Source organism: gamma proteobacterium symbiont of Scutellera amethystina (assembly GCF_059730845.1).
On sequence record NZ_AP035935.1, the window covers coordinates 1,546,192 to 1,564,967 of the forward strand.

General features: G+C 60.5%; 11 protein-coding genes. 5 read left to right on the forward strand and 6 right to left on the reverse strand.

Annotation, left to right across the window (positions count from 1 at the left end; translation table 11 throughout):
• Positions 1 to 5 precede the first annotated feature (5 nt).
• From mdtC to AC6I79_RS07070, 3 genes are read right to left on the reverse strand one after another with little or no spacing between them, the layout of a single operon-like run.
• Positions 6 to 3,080, reverse strand: a complete 3,075-nt coding sequence (gene mdtC / locus AC6I79_RS07060) for a multidrug efflux RND transporter permease subunit MdtC (protein WP_498027644.1) — start codon at positions 3,078 to 3,080, stop codon at positions 6 to 8.
• Entirely contained in the window at positions 3,077 to 6,199 is a 3,123-nt protein-coding gene (locus AC6I79_RS07065) for an MdtB/MuxB family multidrug efflux RND transporter permease subunit (RefSeq protein ID WP_152390658.1), read from the reverse strand. Before AC6I79_RS07065 ends, mdtC begins: the two co-directional genes overlap by 4 nt.
• The gene (locus tag AC6I79_RS07070; protein ID WP_498027645.1) at positions 6,199 to 7,428 is read right to left on the reverse strand and encodes an MdtA/MuxA family multidrug efflux RND transporter periplasmic adaptor subunit; all 1,230 of its coding nucleotides are present in this window, start codon (positions 7,426 to 7,428) and stop codon (positions 6,199 to 6,201) included. The genes AC6I79_RS07065 and AC6I79_RS07070 overlap by 1 nt, the downstream gene beginning before the upstream one ends.
• A 240-nt stretch (positions 7,429 to 7,668) precedes the next feature.
• Here AC6I79_RS07070 and AC6I79_RS07075 point away from each other — a divergent pair, with 240 nt between their 5' ends.
• Both AC6I79_RS07075 and AC6I79_RS07080 read left to right on the forward strand, forming a co-directional pair.
• The gene (locus tag AC6I79_RS07075) at positions 7,669 to 8,631 is read left to right on the forward strand and encodes an aldo/keto reductase (RefSeq protein WP_498027646.1); all 963 of its coding nucleotides are present in this window, start codon (positions 7,669 to 7,671) and stop codon (positions 8,629 to 8,631) included.
• A 221-nt stretch (positions 8,632 to 8,852) separates the two neighbouring features.
• A complete protein-coding gene (locus AC6I79_RS07080) occupies positions 8,853 to 10,187 on the forward strand; it encodes a carbohydrate porin (RefSeq protein WP_021509317.1) in 1,335 nt (444 codons plus the stop codon).
• A 115-nt stretch (positions 10,188 to 10,302) separates the two neighbouring features.
• Here AC6I79_RS07080 and yegD read toward each other — a convergent pair whose 3' ends face one another.
• The 3 genes from yegD to AC6I79_RS07095 form a co-directional block, all read right to left on the reverse strand.
• Positions 10,303 to 11,655, reverse strand: a complete 1,353-nt coding sequence (yegD, locus tag AC6I79_RS07085; protein ID WP_021509318.1) for a molecular chaperone — start codon at positions 11,653 to 11,655, stop codon at positions 10,303 to 10,305.
• Positions 11,656 to 11,730: 75 nt separating this feature from the next.
• Positions 11,731 to 14,295, reverse strand: a complete 2,565-nt coding sequence (locus tag AC6I79_RS07090; RefSeq protein WP_498027647.1) for a diguanylate cyclase — start codon at positions 14,293 to 14,295, stop codon at positions 11,731 to 11,733.
• Between the two features lie 343 nt (positions 14,296 to 14,638).
• On the reverse strand, positions 14,639 to 15,250 hold the full coding sequence (locus AC6I79_RS07095) for a phosphatase PAP2 family protein (protein ID WP_021509320.1): 612 nt from the start codon (positions 15,248 to 15,250) through the stop codon (positions 14,639 to 14,641).
• A 229-nt stretch (positions 15,251 to 15,479) separates the two neighbouring features.
• On the opposite strand from AC6I79_RS07095, the gene udk reads away from it, so the two are divergent.
• From udk to asmA, 3 genes are all read left to right on the forward strand, one after another.
• On the forward strand, positions 15,480 to 16,118 hold the full coding sequence (udk, locus tag AC6I79_RS07100; RefSeq protein ID WP_010615887.1) for a uridine kinase: 639 nt from the start codon (positions 15,480 to 15,482) through the stop codon (positions 16,116 to 16,118).
• A gap of 120 nt (positions 16,119 to 16,238) precedes the next feature.
• Entirely contained in the window at positions 16,239 to 16,820 is a 582-nt protein-coding gene (gene dcd, locus AC6I79_RS07105) for a dCTP deaminase (protein ID WP_283342846.1), read from the forward strand.
• A gap of 59 nt (positions 16,821 to 16,879) precedes the next feature.
• Positions 16,880 to 18,679, forward strand: a complete 1,800-nt coding sequence (gene asmA, locus AC6I79_RS07110; protein ID WP_283342847.1) for an outer membrane assembly protein AsmA — start codon at positions 16,880 to 16,882, stop codon at positions 18,677 to 18,679.
• Positions 18,680 to 18,776: the final 97 nt, after the last annotated feature.

An 18,776-nucleotide genomic window follows, 5' to 3' on the forward strand; every position in this document is an offset into this window, starting at 1 on the left:
TGACGTTATGGCTCCGTTATCAACCGCGGCTGCTTTTTCCGTCGCCGTAATTTATCCATCATCAGATACACCACCGGTGTGGTGTACAGCGTCAGCAGCTGGCTCATCACCAGCCCACCGGCAATGGTGATGCCCAGCGGCTGGCGCAGCTCCGCGCCGTCCCCGCTGGTCAGCACCAGCGGCAGCGCACCAAACAGCGCCGCCAGCGTGGTCATCAGAATCGGGCGGAAACGCAGCTGGCACGCCTGGAAAATGGCGTCGCGCGCCGACAGGTTGCCGTTGCGCTCCGCCTCCAGCGCGAAATCCACCATCATGATGGCGTTCTTTTTCACGATACCGATCAGCAGCAGGATGCCGATCAGCGCAATCAGGCTGAACGGCGTATTAAACAGCTGCAGCGCCAGCAGCGCGCCGACGCCCGCCGAGGGCAGGGTAGAGAGAATCGTCAGGGGGTGCACGTAGCTCTCATACAGAATGCCGAGCACGATATACACCGCGGCAATCGCCGCCAGCATCAGCCACAGCTGGTTCGACTGCGAATCCTGAAATACCTGCGCGGTGCCGGCGAAGCTGCCGCGCACGCTGGACGGCACGCCAATCGCCGTGATGGTGCGGTCGATGGCCTCCGATGCCTGCGACAGCGAGACCCCTTCCGGCAGATTAAACGAGATGGTCGAGGCTGCCGACAGCCCCTGATGGTTGACCGACAGCGGCGCGTTGGCCGGCTGCCATTTGGCAAACCAGCTCAGCGGAATCGCTTTGCCGTCGCTGTTGATCACGAACATCTGATCCAGCGCGCTGACATCCTGGGTATAGCGCGGATCCACCTCCATCACCACTTTGTACTGATTCAGCGGCTGGTAGATGGTGGAGATTTGCCGCTGGCCGAAGGCGTTATTCAGCAGCGCATTGGCCGCCGACACGTCGATGCCGAGGCGCGCCATGCTTTCGCGATCGTAAGTCAGCGCCATTTCGCTGCCGTTGTCCTGCTGATCCGAGTTGACATCGGCCAGCTCTGGCAGCGCGGCAAACGCCTGGCGGATTTTCGGCTCCCACTCACGTAAATCGGCGAGGTTATCCGACAGCAGGCTGTACTGGTAGCTGGCGTTCGATTCGCGTCCGCCGACGCGAATATCCTGCACCGCATTGAGGTACAGGTTGGCACCCGGTTCTTTCGCCAGCTTCACGCGCAGGCGGGCGATCACTTCCTGCGCGCTTTCGCTGCGTTCTGACAGCGGCTTGAGTGACACAAACATCGAGCCGCTGTTGGTGCGCGAGCCGCCGGTGAAGCCGGTGACGTTATCGACCGCCGGGTCAGCCTTGATGATGTTCATGAAATCCTGCAGCTTGCCGCGCATCGCCTGAAACGAGATGCTCTGATCGGCGGAGATAAAGCCGTTGAGACGGCCGGTGTCCTGCTCGGGCATAAAGGTTTTCGGGATGGCGATAAACAGCCAGATGGTCAGCCCGACGGTGCCGACCAGCAGCAACAGCACCCAGATCGCGTGGTTCAGCACCCAGCCGAGCGAGCGCGCATAGCCCTGCTGCACCGCCAGTAGCACGCGGCCAAATCCGCGCGTGCGCGGCTGGCTGCGCTTCGCCTGCGGTTTCAGCAGATACGCGCACATCATCGGCGTCAGGGTAATGGAGATAAACAGCGAGATGAGAATCGCCACCGACAGCGTGATGGCAAACTCCGAGAAGAAGCGGCCAATAATACCGCCAATCATCAGCAGCGGCAGGAACACCGCAATCAGCGACAGGCTCATCGACAGCACGGTAAAGCCCACCTCGCGCACCCCGGTGAGCGCCGCCTGCAGCGGCTTCATGCCGGCTTCGACGTGGCGCGCGATGTTCTCCAGCACCACAATGGCGTCATCCACCACAAAGCCGGTGGCGATGGTCAGCGCCATCAGCGACAGGTTATTCAGGCTGAAGCCGCACAGGTACATGGCGGCGAAGGTACCAATCAGCGATACCGGTACCGCCGCCGCCGGAATCAGCGTGGCGCGGCCGTCGCGCAGGAAGAAAAACACCACCAGAATTACCAGCGCCACGGCGATCACCAGCGACTGCTCCACTTCATGCAGCGAGGCGCGGATGGTGGGCGAGCGGTCCTGAGCGATTTGCAGGTCGATGGCCGCCGGGATCACCTCATGCAGCTCCGGCATTTCTGCCCGGATGCGGTCGACGGTATCAATGATGTTGGCGTCCGGCGACTTGCGCACCACCAGCAGCACCGCCGGTTTACCGTTGGTCATCCCGGCGTTGCGCACGTCCTGTACCGAATCCTGCACGTTCGCCACATCGCTCAGCCGCACCGCCGCGCCGTTGTTGTAGTGCACCACCAGCGGCTGGTAAACGCTGGCGGCTTGCAGCTCATCGTTGGTCCGTACCTGCCAGCGCTGCTGGGTATCGTCGATGGCACCCTGCGGACGGCGCTGGTTGGCGTTGCTGATGGCGGTGCGCACCGCATCCAGCGACACGCCCTGATTAAACAGCGCCTGCGGATTGAGGTCGACGCGCACCGCCGGCAGCGAACTGCCGCCTACCGTGACATCGCCAACGCCATCAATCTGCGACAGCTTCTGCGCCAGTTGCGTCGACGCGTAATCATACAGCTGACCGGGATTATAAATATCCGAGGTCATGGTGAGGATCATGATCGGCGCATCGGACGGGTTGGCTTTGCGGTAGGTTGGACGATTGGGCATACCGGTCGGCAGCAGGCTCTGGGCGGCATTGATCGCCGCCTGCACGTCGCGCGCCGCGCCGTTGATGTCGCGGTCGAAATCAAACACCAGGATGATGCGCGTGCTGCCCAGCGAGCTGGTGGAAGTCATCTCACTGACGCCGGCAATGCGCCCGAGTGAGCGCTCCAGCGGCGTGGCGACCGAGGCCGCCATGGTTTCCGGCGACGCGCCGGGCAGCGAGGCCGAGATCAGAATCACCGGGAAATCCAGCTGCGGCAGCGGCGCCACCGGCAGCAGACGGAAGCCAAGAATGCCCGCCAGCGCAATCGCCAGCGTCAGCAGCGTGGTGGCAACCGGCCGATGGATAAACAGGGCGAAAAACTTCACGACTGCGCCTCCGTGCCTTTCAGACGCCGGCGCGTGGCGTGGGCAAGGCGATCAAACAGCAGATAGATCACCGGGGTGGTAAACAGCGTCAGCACCTGGCTCAGCACCAGGCCACCGACCATGGCGATGCCGAGCGGACGACGCAGCTCCGCGCCGACGCCGGTACTGAGCATCAGCGGCAACGCGCCAAGCAGCGCCGCCAGCGTGGTCATCAGAATCGGCCGGAAGCGCAGCAGACAGGCCTGATAGATCGCCTCACGCGGCGCCATGCCCTGTTCACGCTCGGCAGCCAGCGCGAAGTCGATCATCATGATGGCGTTCTTCTTCACGATGCCGATCAGCAAAATGATGCCGATGATGGCGATGATATCCAGCTCGTTGCCGCTCAGCATCAGCGCCAGCAGCGCGCCAACGCCGGCGGTGGGCAGCGTCGACAGAATGGTAATCGGGTGGATGAAGCTCTCATACAGCACGCCGAGCACGATATACATCGCCACTACCGCCGCGACGATCAGCCAGATGGTGCTGGTCAGCGCCGCTTCAAACGCCAGCGTGCTGCCCTGGAACTGCGTCATCATCTCTGCCGGCATGCCGACCTGATCTTCCGCCGTGGTGATCGCCTGCAGCGCATCGCCGAGCGAGTAGCCGTGCGCCACGTCAAACGAGAAGGTGGCCGACGGGAACTGGTCGAGATGATTAATGCTCAGCGCAGCGTGGCGCTCTTCGATTTGCGCGATGGCGCTGAGCGGCACGCTGCCGCCGTCGCTGCTGTTCAGGCGAATCGCGTCGAGGCTGGCGAGACCGGGGGTTTGCGTGTTGTCCTGCTCCAGCACCACGCGATACTGATTGGCCTGGGTGTAAATCGTTGAGATCAGGCGCTGACCAAAGGCGTTGTACAGCGCGTTATCAATGTCGGCCATGCTGATGCCGAGCCGGCTGGCGCTGTCGCGATCGACGCGCACAAAGGCTTCCAGCCCCTGATCCTGCCAGTCGCTGCTGACGTTGCGCAGCTGCGGCAAGGTGTTGAGCTGTGCCAGCAGTTTCGGCACCCAGCTGCCCAGCGACTCCAGCGAACCCGACTGCAGGGTAAACTGGTACGGCGTGCGGCTCGCCTGGGTATCAATGGTCAGATCCTGTACCGGCTGCAGCCACAGCGACACGCCGGGCAGGCGATCGATCGCCTGCTGCAGCCGCTGCTGCACTGCCGGAATACGATCGTCACGCTGGTCCAGCGGTTTCAGGTTGATTTGCAGCCGCGCGCTGTTAAGCGCCGCGTTGGTGCCATCCACGCCGACGAACGAGGTCAGGCTCTGCACCGCCGGATCTTTCATAATGATCGATGCCACGTCGCGGGTGCGCTGCGCCATACTGGCGTAAGAGACCGACTGCGGCGCCTGCAGCGTGCCCTGAATGATGCCGTTGTCCTGCTGCGGGAAGAAGCCCTTCGGAATCACCACCCACAGCAGCACCGTCAGCAGCAGCGTGCCAAGCGCCACCGACAGCGTCAGCCACGGATGGCGCAGCACGCGCGTCAGCCAGCGGCCATAGCCGGCAATCACCTTATCGAACATCGCCTCGCTGGCGCGGGAGAAGCGGTTCTGCCTGCGCAGCGATTCGGCGCTCAGCATGCGCGCGCACATCATCGGCGTCAGCGTCAGCGAGACCACCGCCGAGATCAGAATCGCCACCGCCAGCGTCACGGCGAACTCACGGAACAAACGGCCAATCACATCGCCCATGAACAGCAGCGGAATCAGCACCGCGATCAGCGAGAAGGTGAGGGAGATAATGGTGAAGCCAATCTCACCGGCACCTTTCAGCGCGGCGGTCATCGGCTTTTCACCTTTTTCGATGTAGCGCGAGATGTTCTCGATTACCACGATGGCGTCATCGACCACAAAGCCCGTGGCGATGGTCAGCGCCATCAGCGTCAGGTTATTGATCGAAAAGCCAAGGAAATACATGGCGGCAAAGGTGCCGACCAGCGACAGCGGCACCGCGACTGCCGGAATAATGGTGGCCGGGACATTGCGCAGAAACAGATAGATGATCATCACCACCAGCCCGATGGCCAGCATCAGCTCATGCTGGGTATCCGCTACTGAGGCGCGAATGTTGGTAGTGCGATCGGTGAGCAGTTTGACGTCAACCGACTTCGGCAGCGTGGCGGTCAGCGACGGCAGCAGCGCGCGGATGCTGTCAGCGGTGGCGATAATATTGGCGCCCGGCTGGCGCTGCACGTTCAGCACAATCGCTGGCTGACGGTTGGCCCAGGCGCCCAGCCAGCTGTTTTCTGCGCCCTGTTCAACCGTGGCGACGTCGCCCAGCCGCACCGGCGCGCCGTTGCTGTAGCTGACGATCAGCTTGCGGTAATCCTCCGCGGAGGTCATCTGGTCATTGGCCGACAGCGTGATGGAGCGCGTTGGGCCATCAAGACTGCCTTTCGCCGAATTGACGTTGGCGTTGCTGATGGCGGTGCGCACCGTCTCGCTGGTGAGGCCGAGGGCCGCCAGCGCCTGTGCGTTCATCTTCACCCGCACTGCCGGACGCTGGCCGCCGGAGAGCGTGACCAGACCGACGCCGGAGACCTGGGAAATCTTCTGCGCCACCCGCGTTTCCACCATGTCCTGCACCTGCGTCAGCGGCATGCTGGTGGTGGTAACGGCCAGCGTCATGATTGGCGGATCGGCCGGATTGACTTTGTTGTACACCGGCGGATTCGGCAGATCGTTAGGCAGCAGGTTAGTGGCAGAGTTGATCGCCGCCTGCACTTCCTGTTCGGCAACGTCGAGCGCCAGCGTCAGCTGGAACTGCAGCGTAATCACCGAGGCACCGCCGGAGCTTTGCGACGCCATTTGCTTCAGGCCGGACATCTGCCCGAATTGGCGCTCGAGCGGCGCGGTAATCGACGAGGTCACCACATCCGGGCTGGCGCCGGGATAGAGCGTGACGACCTGAATGGTCGGGTAATCGACTTCCGGCAGCGCGGAAACTGGCAGGAAGCGATAGCCCAGCACGCCGGCCAGCAAAATCGCGATCATCAGCAGCGTGGTGGCCACCGGGCGCAGAATAAACTGGCGTGACGGGCCGCCGCTGGCGTCGGGAGGCATCACCTGCATTATTGACGTTCTCCGCGAGCCGGTTGCGCCGCGCGCGTGCTGTGCGTGGCGATACTCTGTGCGGCGACAATTTCCACCGTGGCGCCTTCGGTCAGGCGGTCGAGACCGTCGGTGACCACGCGCTGACCGGCCTGCAGCCCGGCATCAATCACCACTTTCTGGCTATCCTGCAGCCCGGCGGTGACGCGTTTCTTACTCACTTTGTTATCGCTGTTCACCACCCAGACAAAGTGGCCGTCGTTGCTCATCTGCAGCGCGGCGGTCGGGATCACCACTGCGTTTTGCAGCGTATCCACCTTCAGCCGGGCATTAACAAACTGATTGGGAAACAGGGCGTCGTCCTGATTGCTGAAGCGCGCCTTGAGTTTAATGGTGCCGGTGGTGACATCGATCTGGTTATCAATGCTCAGCAGCGCACCCGTGGTCAGCAGGGTTTTATTGCTGCGATCCCAGGCTTCAACCGGCAGCGGCTGGCCGCTTTTCTGGGCTTTCAGGATCTGGCTGATGTTGTTCTCGGCAACGCTGAACACTACGTCAATCGGGTGCGTCTGGGTGATCACCACCAGACCATTGGTATCGCCGGCGGTAATGTAGTTGCCGACATCCACCTGCTTCAGCCCGACGCGTCCGGCAATCGGCGCGGTGATGCGGCTGTAGGTCAGATTGAGCTGCGCGCTGGCCACATTGCCTTCGTCGGCTTTGATGGTGCCGAGGGTTTCACTGACCAGCGAGCGCTGGGTATCCAGCTCCTGCTGCGACACCAGCGAGGTTTTCGCCAGCTTTTCATAACGGCTGAGGTCGCGGCGCGCGTTAGCCAGCGTCGCCTGATCTTTGGCCAGCTGGCCCTGCGCCTGGGTGAGCGCTACCTGCCATGGGCGGGGATCGATTTCTGCCAGCAGCGCGCCGGCCTCCACCTGCTGACCTTCCGTGAAGTGCAGCGCCATCAGCTGGCCATCGACCCGACTGCGCACCGTAACGGTATTGGCCGCGGTGACGGTGCCAAGTCCGCTGAGGTAATAGGGCACGCTTTCGGTGGTCGCCGTTGCGGCCTGCACCGGTGCCAGCGGACGGCGTCCGCCGCTGTTGTTGCCACCGCGTCCGTGATGCGGCTGGCCATCAGCCTGGGTAGCCTGCGCAGGCTCGGCCGGATGCTGCCACCAGTAGTAAGCGCCCGCCAGCGCAGCCAGCACCACCACGCTAATCAGGCCTGTTTTTAATCGTTTATTCATTGCTCTGTGTGCTCTCCGGCGGTTTCGTTTTCCCCATATGCGCGCGCAAACGAACCGCGGCGCAAACGAAATGATTGTAGTCGCCCGGGCCGGGCAAAAATTGAAGGAATTAAGAATATCGCCCCGGGCACGCTAAGTATTCATATTCAGTAAATATTTTGGCAGCAATACGCATAAGCGTGACTTTTTCCTTTGCTAAGCTGAATGACAGACCAGTCTCGTTTCACTAAGGAGGATCACATGCGTCAACACAAAACCCGTCAGCTGGGCGACAGCGGTATCAGCGTGCCGCTGCTGACGTTTGGCGGCAACGTTTTTGGCTGGACCGTCGATGAAAAAACCTCGTTTTCACTGCTCGACGCGCTGGTGGAAAAGGGGCTGTTCTTCATTGATACCGCAGACGTTTACTCACGCTGGGCGCCGGGCAACGCCGGCGGTGAATCGGAAACCATCATCGGTAAATGGCTGAAAAAAAGCGGTAAGCGCGACAGTATCGTGCTCGCCACCAAGGTAGGCATGGAGCTGACGCCGGAGAAAACCGGGCTGAAACCGGCCTATATCCGCCAGGCCGTGGAAGATTCGCTGCGCCGCCTGCAGACGGATGTCATCGATCTCTACCAGGCGCACCGTGATGACGACAGCACGCCGCTGGTGGAGACGCTGAAAGCCTTCGACTCGCTGATCAAAGAGGGGAAAGTGCGGGCAATCGGTGCGTCCAACTACAGCGCGCAGCGCCTGCAGGAAGCGCTCGACATCACTAAGCAGGAGGGACTGGCGCGCTATGAAACCCTGCAGCCGGAGTACAACCTGTACGATCGCCAGGAGTATGAAAGCGGACTGGAGCAGGTGGCGGTGAAAAACGGTCTCGGCGTGATTAACTACTACTCGCTGGCCAGCGGTTTCCTGAGCGGGAAATACAAAAAGCCGGAAGACGCCAGCAAAAGCGCGCGCGGCCAGGGCATTGTAGAAAAATACCTCAACGATCGCGGTAAGCGCATCATTGAAGCGCTGGAAGATGTCGCGGCCTCGCACGACGCCTCTGCTACCCAGGTGGCGCTGGCGTGGCAGATTGCGCGACCGAGCATCACGGCACCGATTGTCAGCGCCACCTCGCTGCAGCAGCTGGATGAGCTGGTGAAAGCCACCGAGCTGGAGCTTAGCAAGCAGGAGATTGAAGAGCTGGCCAGCGCCAGCAAGCCGTAACGCGAAGCGGGACGCTGCGGCGTCCCGTCACGTAATAATTTTTTCGCCACGCAAAAAATGCCTTTTTCCTCCAGAACATATCCATTCATCGATCGCTGTCACAATTGCGTTAAGTCACTGTCACCTTTGCACTCACTGCGCACAGATTTGCAAAAACTGACATAACCTCAGCATTATTCTCTGCCCGTTCCTCTCCGGAAATTCACAGAAGAATAATCATCATGAACAGAAAAAAAGCAGTGCAGCATATGCCTCGCCTGGCAGCGGGCACCCTGATGTTTGCCATGTTGAGTGCGTCGGCGGTGGCAGCCGATGCGTTCAGCTACGATTCCCCCTACATGTTTGGCGACTGGGGCGGTAACCGAACGCAGCTGGAAAACGACGGCGTGAAGTTCGACGTTAACTACACCATGGAGAGTGCCTCGAACCTGGGCGGCGGTGCCGATACCAACACCTCGATGCGCTACAGCGATCAGTGGGCGTTTGGCCTGAATCTTGACCTGCAAAAACTGCTCGACTGGCAGGATGCGCAGTTCCAGATGACCATTACCGACCGTAACGGTCGCAACATCTCCGATCAGGTGGCAGACCGCCGTACCGGCATGCTGTCATCGGTGCAGGAAGTGTACGGACGTGGCCAGACCTGGCGTCTGACGCAGTTCTGGCTCAGCAAAGGGCTGTTTGATAACACTGTCAACCTGAAAGCCGGTCGCGTCACCGTCGGGGAAGATTTCGACAACTTCGATAGCAAGTTCCAGAACCTTGCATTCGGCAGCGGCCAGGCGGGTAACTGGCGCGGCGACCGCTGGTTTAACTGGCCGGTTTCCCAGTGGGGCGGCCGCGTGAAGGTTAACTTCACGCCGGAAGTGTTCTTCCAGGTGGGCTTCTACAACCAGAACAGTGCCAACTACGATCGCGGTGACGGTTTCCGTCTGGATACCAGCAACTCCGAAGGCAATCTGGTGCCGGTGGAACTGGGCTGGAAACCGACCTTCGGGCCGGCCAACCTGCCGGGTAACTACCGCATTGGTTACTACTACTCGTCGGCCAATGGCGATAACTACGGCAGCTGGCGCGATGGCGCTTATCAGAGCAAGGATCACGCTTACGGCGGCTACGTGCTGTTACAGCAGCAGCTGACCGCGCAGGGCGGCGATGCCAGCCGGGGTCTTGGCGTGACGGTGCAGGCGGTGATGAACGATCACAAGACCTCGAAAACCGACAACTATCAGTCGATCAGCTTTACCTGGAAAGGGCCGTTTGATGCGCGTCCGCAGGATGAGATTGGCGTCGGCGCGGCGCGTATTCACGTCAACAGCGCGTATACCCGTTCGCTGCGTCAGCAGAATGATGCCAACGGCGAAACTGATTTCGACAGCCCAACTTATCTGCCGATTCAGGATGGTTCCGAGTACAACTACGAGGTTTATTACAATGCGCAGCTGACCAAATGGCTGCAGCTGCGTCCAAACCTGCAATACGTGGTGGCACCGGGTGCGGTGAGCGAAGTGAAAGATGCGTTTGTGGGTGGAATCAGTGCGAACGTGAATTTCTAATCTGGCAGAATGTGTGACTTTTCCCTCTCCCTTTGGGAGAGGGCAGGGTGAGGGGAAAATCGCACGGAGCTGTCTGGCCCTCACCCTAACCCTCTCCCGCAAGGGGGAGAGGGAATTATCTGAACATCACTTCGGCCCAGCGCGCCAGGCCGGCGGTGACCGAGCCGAAATCATCGCCGCTGGCGATGGGCGTGTCGGGCAGTGCCTGCTGCAGCGCGGCGCGCAGGATCGGCGAACGGGCGCTGCCACCGGTGAGGTAAATCACCTCCGGACGGGTGTCACAACTGGCCAGCGCCAGCTGCACCTGCTCAAGAATGCGCGCCAGCGGCTGGTTGATCGCCTCTTCCAGCTGCGCGGCGCTGATCTCCGCCTGCAGCGTTTGCGCAATAAACGCCAGCGAGGCCGCAGTCTCGCGCTGATCGGAGAGCGCAATCTTGCTCTCTTCCGCCGCGCGCACCAGCCGGTAGCTCAGCTTCTGCTGCCATACTTTCAGCAGATGCGCGACTTTATCGCCCTGTTCGGCATCACGCACCAGATCGCGCAGCAGCTTACCGCTGGCGGCCGAGTAGAAATCGCTTTGTGCCGGCACATCGTTAATCGCCACCGCGTTCCACCACGGCAGGGCGGGCAGGGCAGTGCCCTTCAGCGTGTTACCGCCCAGACCCAGCAGCGGCATCAGCGTTTTGAACGCCAGCATGATATCGAGGTCGTTACCGCCGACGCGGCAGCCGCTGTGGCCAAGCAGGCTGGCACGGCGATCGGACTGATTACGCCACTGCGGACCCATCAGCAGCATGGAGCAGTCGGTGGTCCCGCCACCGATATCCACCACCAGCACGCGTGTCTCCTGCTGCAGCGTGGCTTCAAACTCCAGACCGGCGGCAACCGGCTCGAACTGAAACTCGACGTCGCGGAACCCGGCACGCTGTGCGGCACGCAGCAGAATGCCCTGCGCCTGCTGGTTGGCGTCTTCACCGCCCAGCCCCTGGAAGTTGATTGGCCGGCCAATCACCGCCTGATCAATCGGTTGATCGAGCTGGGTTTCACCCTGCTGGCGAATGTGCAGCATCATGGCGCACACCAGATCTTCAAAGAAGGCGATCTGCTGGGGTTTCAGGCCGCTGGCGCCGAGGAACGACTTCGGCGATTTGACGAACCACACCTCTTCCGGATCAACCATATAGTGCTGCAGCGCGGTCAGACCAAACTGTACGCTGGCAGGCGTTACCTCGATATCCTCTTCGCGGTTATAACGCAGCGCGCGCTGCAGCAGCGCGGTGCTTTCGCTGTCTGGCGTGGGGACCTGATGGTGGCGGTGCAGCCATTCACTGATGGCTTCGCGCGTGGGCGCGCAAATCATGGAGGGAAGCAGGCGCTGACCGTTTTCCAGTGTCAGTAACCGCGGTGTGCCGCTATCCGTTACTGCGATGGAACAGTTAGCCGTGCCGTAGTCGAATCCGATAAACATTGTATCCCCCATGCCAGAAAAAAGGGGGCGACTTTAGCGCAGCCAACGCGGGCTGGCAATGGGCAGCGCCGCAGTTTATCCCTGAACTTCCTGGTAAACCTGATACTGGCCGCGCCCGGCGTGTTTGGCGCTGTAACAGGCGACATCGGCCTGCGACATCACCACATTGCTGATGCAGTTATGCTGATCGATTTGCGTGATACCGGCGCTGGCGCCGACGTGATATGGCCGGTCCTGCCAGATAAAGGTAAAGTCATGCACCGCGCTGACGATGCCCTGCACCACCTCGCGCACCTGGTCAACATTGCTGTAGGGCAGCAGCAGGCCAAATTCGTCACCGCCGAGGCGCGCCAGCACATCGCTATTGCGCAGGTGCTGCTGCATGAGATCGGCCAGTGCGCGCAGCAACGCATCGCCAGCGGCATGGCCGGCGGTATCGTTGACCGCTTTAAACTTATCCAGATCGATAAACACCAGCACGTGCTCGCTGTGATGCGCGGCGGCGTCATTCACCAGTCGCTTCAGCTGCTGTTCAAAGCTGTGACGGTTCGGCAAACGCGTCAGCATATCGTGAGAGGCGCTGTAGCTCAGGCGTTTCATCATGCGGCGCGACTCGCTGACGTCATGAATGACCATTACGGCACCAATTTCGCTGCCGGTCAGGGTTTTCAGCGGCGTGATGCTGTAGTGAATCTCGACCTGGGCACCATCCGGGGTATGCAACACCAGCTCTTCTTCCAGGTCCGGTGTGGTTTTGCTGGCGGGCAGGCTGCACAGCAACAGATTCTCTACGCGCGGCCCCTGCGCACCACGCGTAATCGTCAGCAGTTCGCTCAGCGCCACGCCAGCCGCTTTCGCCTGCGGCCAGCCGCTCAGCGCCTCGGCCACCGGATTCATGAAGGTCACTCGCATCTCATCGTCAGTACAAATCACCGCTTCACCGATCGAGTCGAGGGTGATGGCCATGCGTTCCTTCTCCTGGAACAGCGCTTCATTCAGCGTGCGCAGCGAAGTGATGTCCTGGCAAATGCCGAGCATGCGTTCGATCTGCCCATCCTTGCTGATGATGCTATTGGCCTCGGAGCGCACGTAGCGCACGCCCTGCGGCAGATTGATGCGGTACTCCAGCTGGAAGGCGCTGCGGCGTTCAATCGCCTGCTGAATGGTGAGCGCGGCCGCTTCACGTTCCTGAACATCGACCAGATGCAGCCACAGGTCGTAGCTCGGCACCCGGTGCGGCTCCAGCGCAAATAACTCGTACATGCGCTTGTCCCATAACATCTCGCCGTTTAGCAGGTTCCACTCCCACACGCCGATGCCGCCCGCTTCGTTGGCCAGCGTAATGCGCTCCATCAGCCGCTGGTTGACCTGCTCGCTCTGCTTCAGCTCGGAGATATCCACAATCTGCGCGATAAAGTAGAGCGGTTGCAGCTGCGCATCACGCACCATCGAGACCGTGAGACGCGCCCAGACGATCTCGCCATCTTTGCGGAAATAGCGCTTCTCCAGGGTATAGGTCAGGATCTCACCGGCGATCAGCCGCTCCAGCTGCTGCAGGTCGCTGTTGAGATCGTCCGGATGGGTGATCTGCTGGAAGGTGAGTTTTTTCAGCTCTTCCGCCGCGAAGCCCAGCGTGCGGCACAGCGACTGGTTGACCTGCTGCCAGCCGCCTTCCGGTGATACCAGCGCCATGCCGATGGCGGAATACTCCATGGCGTTACGGAAGCGGGTTTCGCTTTCGCTGATGTGGTGCTTTTCACGCTGGAAGGCATCCATCACCAGCGACATTACGTGGCTCGGCAGCAGCACCAGCAGAAACGGCAGCCAGGTGCTGACCTGGCCGAGCAGCAGATCGTTGCGCGCCAGGTTGACCCAGTCGAGCGCCAGCAGCAGCGAGATAAAGCTGGCGTTGAGGAAAAACAGCAGAAAGGCTTCGAATTTGGGCAGGCGCACCGCGCACCAGAACAGAATCACCACGATAAAGGTAAACGGCCACGGCAGGAAGCGCAGCGCCAGATAGCTGGCCAGCAGCGTGACGATCAGCGTGAGCAGCGTCTCCAGCTGACGTTCCGGCGTGATCAGCTTGCGCAGCGGTTTATCAGGCCACAGCAGCAGCACCGGACCGAAGGCCAGCACGCCAATCACTTCAGAGATCACCCAGGTGGAGAAAAACGGCAGCGAGGCGTGGCCGTCGACGTGCAGCATCCATAGCGCCACCACGCCGCCCAGCAGCGGCGCGATCAGGCCCGCAGCCAGCGCAAAGCGTATCCAGTCGGCCAGTGAGTTGAGCGGTGCTTTGCGGTCGAGCAGCGCGCGCAGCATCAGCCCGCCGAGGATGGCCTGCACCATATTAAGGATGGCGAATTTGACATTGCTCAGGGCCGGGCCGATCACCATCAGATTGGCCAGCGCCGTGCCGAGCACGCAGCTGGCCAGCAGCAGCGGTACCTGTCGCGAGGGTGCGCGGAACACCACGACGGTCATTAACGCGGTGGAGTACCAGAGCGGGGAAATGCGGCCGCTGACGACAATCAGTTCCAGACAGAACAGCGTCAGTAAAAATGCCAGCGCGCAAAGCAGCAGGGCGCTGAGCCACTTTTTTTGCGGATTATCCTGCGAGGTTACTATCTCAAGAGTCATGCACGAATCCAGCAGCGCGCATTGATTACTCGAAGAAAAATGCGCCAGTCAATCCCTTAATCCATGCTAGCACATCTGTCAGATATCTTTGTGCGGAAATGTTTTTTTGCGGCCTGCATCCAGGTGCGCATGAATGCGCACCCGACAAAAACGGTGAAATCTGCTGGCAGTATGGCGCCTGCTGGATCTGCAGCGATTCAGGTAAGGACACGACAAATTGCACAATTTTGTAGCGGCGCGATTTATCGCGCAATAAATTGCGCCGCTACCGTATGTGCAATCATTTATGAAACGTGTTCAAAACGTAATGGACAGACCTTACACCCTTTACCGCGCAACGCACTCAGCGAAACAAATCGGCGCGGGTGAAGGGCTTTTCCAGCCCGGCGAGGTCAGCGGAAAAACGCTCGAGGAACTGCTGGGTGGTGGCGACGCGGCCGTGGCCCATCAGCAACAGCGGAATCAGAAATGCCACCGCCACCTGCACCACGCTAAACCCCTTCAGCGCGGTGCGGCGCTGGCTCAGCAGGAACGCGCTGCTCAGGGTAAAGCCCAGCATCAGTCCGGCCAGCACTTCACTTACCGAGTGCGCATGGATCACCAGGCGCGATAATCCCACCATCAGCGGAATCAGATAGCCGATACCGATTGTCAGGGCGCGCCAGAACGTGGGCCAGCGGCCGGAAATCAGCCACATCATCACCGGCCACAGCGTCGCTGACATCGCGCTATGACCGCTGAAACCGGTAAAGTTATAACGCGCGCTGCCAATGCCGAAGCCGAGAAACATAATTTTCGAGATGCTGACCAGCAGGCCCGCCAGGCCAAACGCCAGCAGCCAGTACCAGACGGTGCGACGGTTGTCGCTTTTCCACGGCAGCACCAGTGCGATGATCACCGCAGTGGGGATCAGCAACATACTGTCGCCGAAATAGGTCAGGGTTCTCCAGCTCATACTTTTCCTTGCAACGACTATCGGGCTCCCGCCAGTCACACGGCGGGCAGAGAAACAGTGTATCGATTAAGCCGCTGGCTGCAAAACGGGATAGTCTGAAAAGGCGGCGCGCCGGTTTTCACTGGCATCAACCCGGTGAAATCCCTATAATTGCCGCCAACTAACCCTCTCAATCGGCCTGTTTTTGTGCAGACAGAAACAGGCTCCAGTTATCAGGTCTTAAAAAAGTATGACTGACAAGTCTCATCAGTGCGTGATCGTTGGCATTGCAGGTGCATCCGCATCCGGAAAAAGTCTTATTGCCAGCACGCTCTATCGTGAAATCCGTGACCAGGTCGGTGACGAGCATATCGGTGTGATCCCCGAAGATGCCTACTATAAAGATCAAAGCCACCTCACCATGGAAGAGAGGGTGAAAACCAACTACGACCATCCGAGCGCGATGGACCACGATTTGCTGCTGCAGCATCTGCGCGCACTGAAGGCCGGCGAAGATATCGACCTGCCGGTTTACAGCTACGTTGAGCACACCCGCACCGACGAGTGTATTCATCTGAAGCCGAAGAAAGTGATTATTCTGGAAGGGATTCTGCTGCTGACCGATGCACGGCTGCGCCAGGAGCTTAACTTCTCGATCTTCGTTGATACCCCGCTGGATATCTGCCTGATGCGCCGTATGAAGCGCGACGTCAACGAGCGCGGGCGCTCAATGGACTCGGTGATGAGCCAGTACCAAAAGACCGTGCGCCCGATGTTCCTGCAGTTTATTGAGCCTTCCAAGCAGTATGCCGACATCATTGTGCCGCGCGGTGGTAAAAACCGCATCGCCATTGATATCCTCAAGGCCAAAATTAACCAGTATCTTTGACGACGCCCGTCCGGTTCAGCGGGACCGGAACGGGACACCGTGCGTCCGGATGGACGTGACGCGAACGGTTTGTCACAACCTGACCACCTTTCGCTACACTTAAATCATGGAGTTTCTGCGATGAGATTATGCGATCGCGATATTGAAAGCTGGCTGGACAGCGGCAAGCTGACCATCGATCCCCGGCCGCCGGTTGAGCGCATCAACGGTGCCACCGTGGATGTGCGCCTCGGTAACCAGTTCCGTACCTTTAGCGGCCACACCGCACCGTTTATAGATTTGAGTGGTCCAAAGCATGAAGTGAGCGCGGCGCTGGATCGCGTGATGAGCGACGAGATTGTGCTGCCGGAAGGCGAAGCGTTCTTTCTGCATCCGGGCGAACTGGCGCTGGCGGTAACGCTGGAATCCGTCACCATCCCCGACGATCTGGTGGGCTGGCTGGATGGCCGTTCGTCACTGGCGCGCCTCGGGCTGATGGTGCACGTTACCGCGCACCGCATCGACCCGGGCTGGCAGGGCCGTATCGTGCTGGAGTTTTACAACTCCGGCAAGCTGCCGCTGGCGCTGCGTCCCGGCATGCTGATTGGCGCACTGAGCTTTGAACCGCTGTCCGGGCCGGCGGCGCGTCCTTACAATCGCCGCGAAGACGCCAAATATCGCGGGCAGCAGGGCGCTGACGCCAGCCGTATTGATAAAGACTAACGTTTCTCCTGGAGTGATTTCGCGCCAGCGGCCTGAAATCTGACGGTGATGAGGATGCAATGAGAAGACTGATAACCACGCTGGCCATCCTGTTAGTGGTGGTCGTAGCGGGCATGACGGCACTGGTGTTGCTGGTCAATCCCAACGACTTTCGTACCTATATGGTACAGCAGGTAAAACAGCGTAGTGGTTATCAGCTTGAAGTGAGCGGCGACCTGCGCTGGCACGTCTGGCCGCAGCTCAGCATTCTGGCGGGCCGCATGAGCCTGACCGCGCCCGGCGCCAGCCAGCCGATGGTGACCGCCGATAATATGCGTCTGGACGTCAATCTGTGGCCGCTGCTGTCGCATCAGCTTAGCGTCAGTCAGGTGATGCTGAAAAACGCGATTATTCGCGCCACGCCAGACAGTGCGGTGCAGAAACCACAGGGCGCGCCGATTGAGCCGGGCGACAGTGAACCGGCCATCGCCGCCAGCAACGGCTGGACCTTTAACATCAGTAAACTGCGCATCGCCGATAGCCTGCTCATCTGGCAGCAGCCGGGCGGTGACGAGTACAACTTCCGCGATCTCAACCTCAATCTGAATCAGGGCGATAACCGGCAGGCCAGCGTTGAGCTGGCGACACGCGTGTCGCGCAATCAGCGCAATCTCAGCCTGAACCTGAAAGGGCAGATGGACGTGGCGCACTATCCGCACCGTATCAGCGGCCAGCTGGATGAGCTGGAGTACACGCTGGACGGCGCGAACCTGCCGCCGCAGGGCATTAAAGGGACGCTGAGCGGGCAGGCGCAGTGGGATGGCGACCAGCAGCAGTTTGCGCTGAACAAGCTGCAGTTAACCGCGAACGACAGCGCCCTCGACGGCAGCGCTGAGGGCCGGCTGGCCCTGCCGCAGCAGCTCAATCTCGCGCTGCACGCGACCTCGCTCAATCTGGATAACCTGATGGCCAGCGCGCCCGCCAGCGATAACAGCACCACGCAGCAGGCTAACGTGATGCGCACGCCGGTGATCGCTGAGCCGCGCGCGCACAATAATGCCGACTCGCCGCTCAACAGCATGGATTTACAGCTGACGCTCGACGCTGACAGCAGCGTGTGGCGCGGTCTGACGCTCAGCAATCTGCAAATTGACGCCCGCAATCAGCGCGGGCTGCTGACGCTCAACAAGCTGCAGGGCAAATTTGGTGACGGCCACTTTTCCATTCCCGGCTCGGTGGATATCCGTCAGCCGGTCACGCAGGTGGCGTTTCAGCCGGAGCTGAGCAGCATTGCCATTGCGCCGCTGCTTAAAGCGCTGGAACTGCCGGCTTCGCTGCAGGGCACGGTCTCGCTCAAGGGCGACATCAGCGGTGCCGGGCTGAGCGTGGCGGAGGCGAAACAGAACTGGCAGGGTAATGCAGAACTGGAAGCCACTAATCTGCAGCTGGCGCAGCTGAATTTACAGCAGATGGTGCGCCGCGCCGTGGCGCGGGTCAGCAATCGCGTCAGTAACGATCAGCCAGATGATCAGGGAATTGAACAGTTAAGCGGTCGCATCAGCCTGAAGCAGGGCAACGTCACGCTGCCGGATCTGCAGGGCGGCAGCAGCCGGCTGGCGCTGCAAACCCACGGCAACGTGGATGTGGTGAAGCAGCAGCTGGATGTCACCATTAATATGATTCTGCGTGGCTGGCAGGGCGACGACCGGCTGGCGAAAGTCCTCAACGGCCAGCCGATTCCGCTGCGCATGTACGGCAGCTGGGGCAATCTGCAGTATTCGCTGCCGGTGGATGACGTGGTGCGCCAGCAGTTGCAGGGCGAAGCCAAAACGCGCCTCAATCAGTGGCTGGATAGCCAGAAGTCTGCACCGCGGCAATAAAAGGACCAGAGCGACGTTATCGGATTGTTCATCGCGCGATGATTCGCGCCGCGACACCGCGTTGCACTGACGGGTAGCGGCGCAATTTATTGCGCAA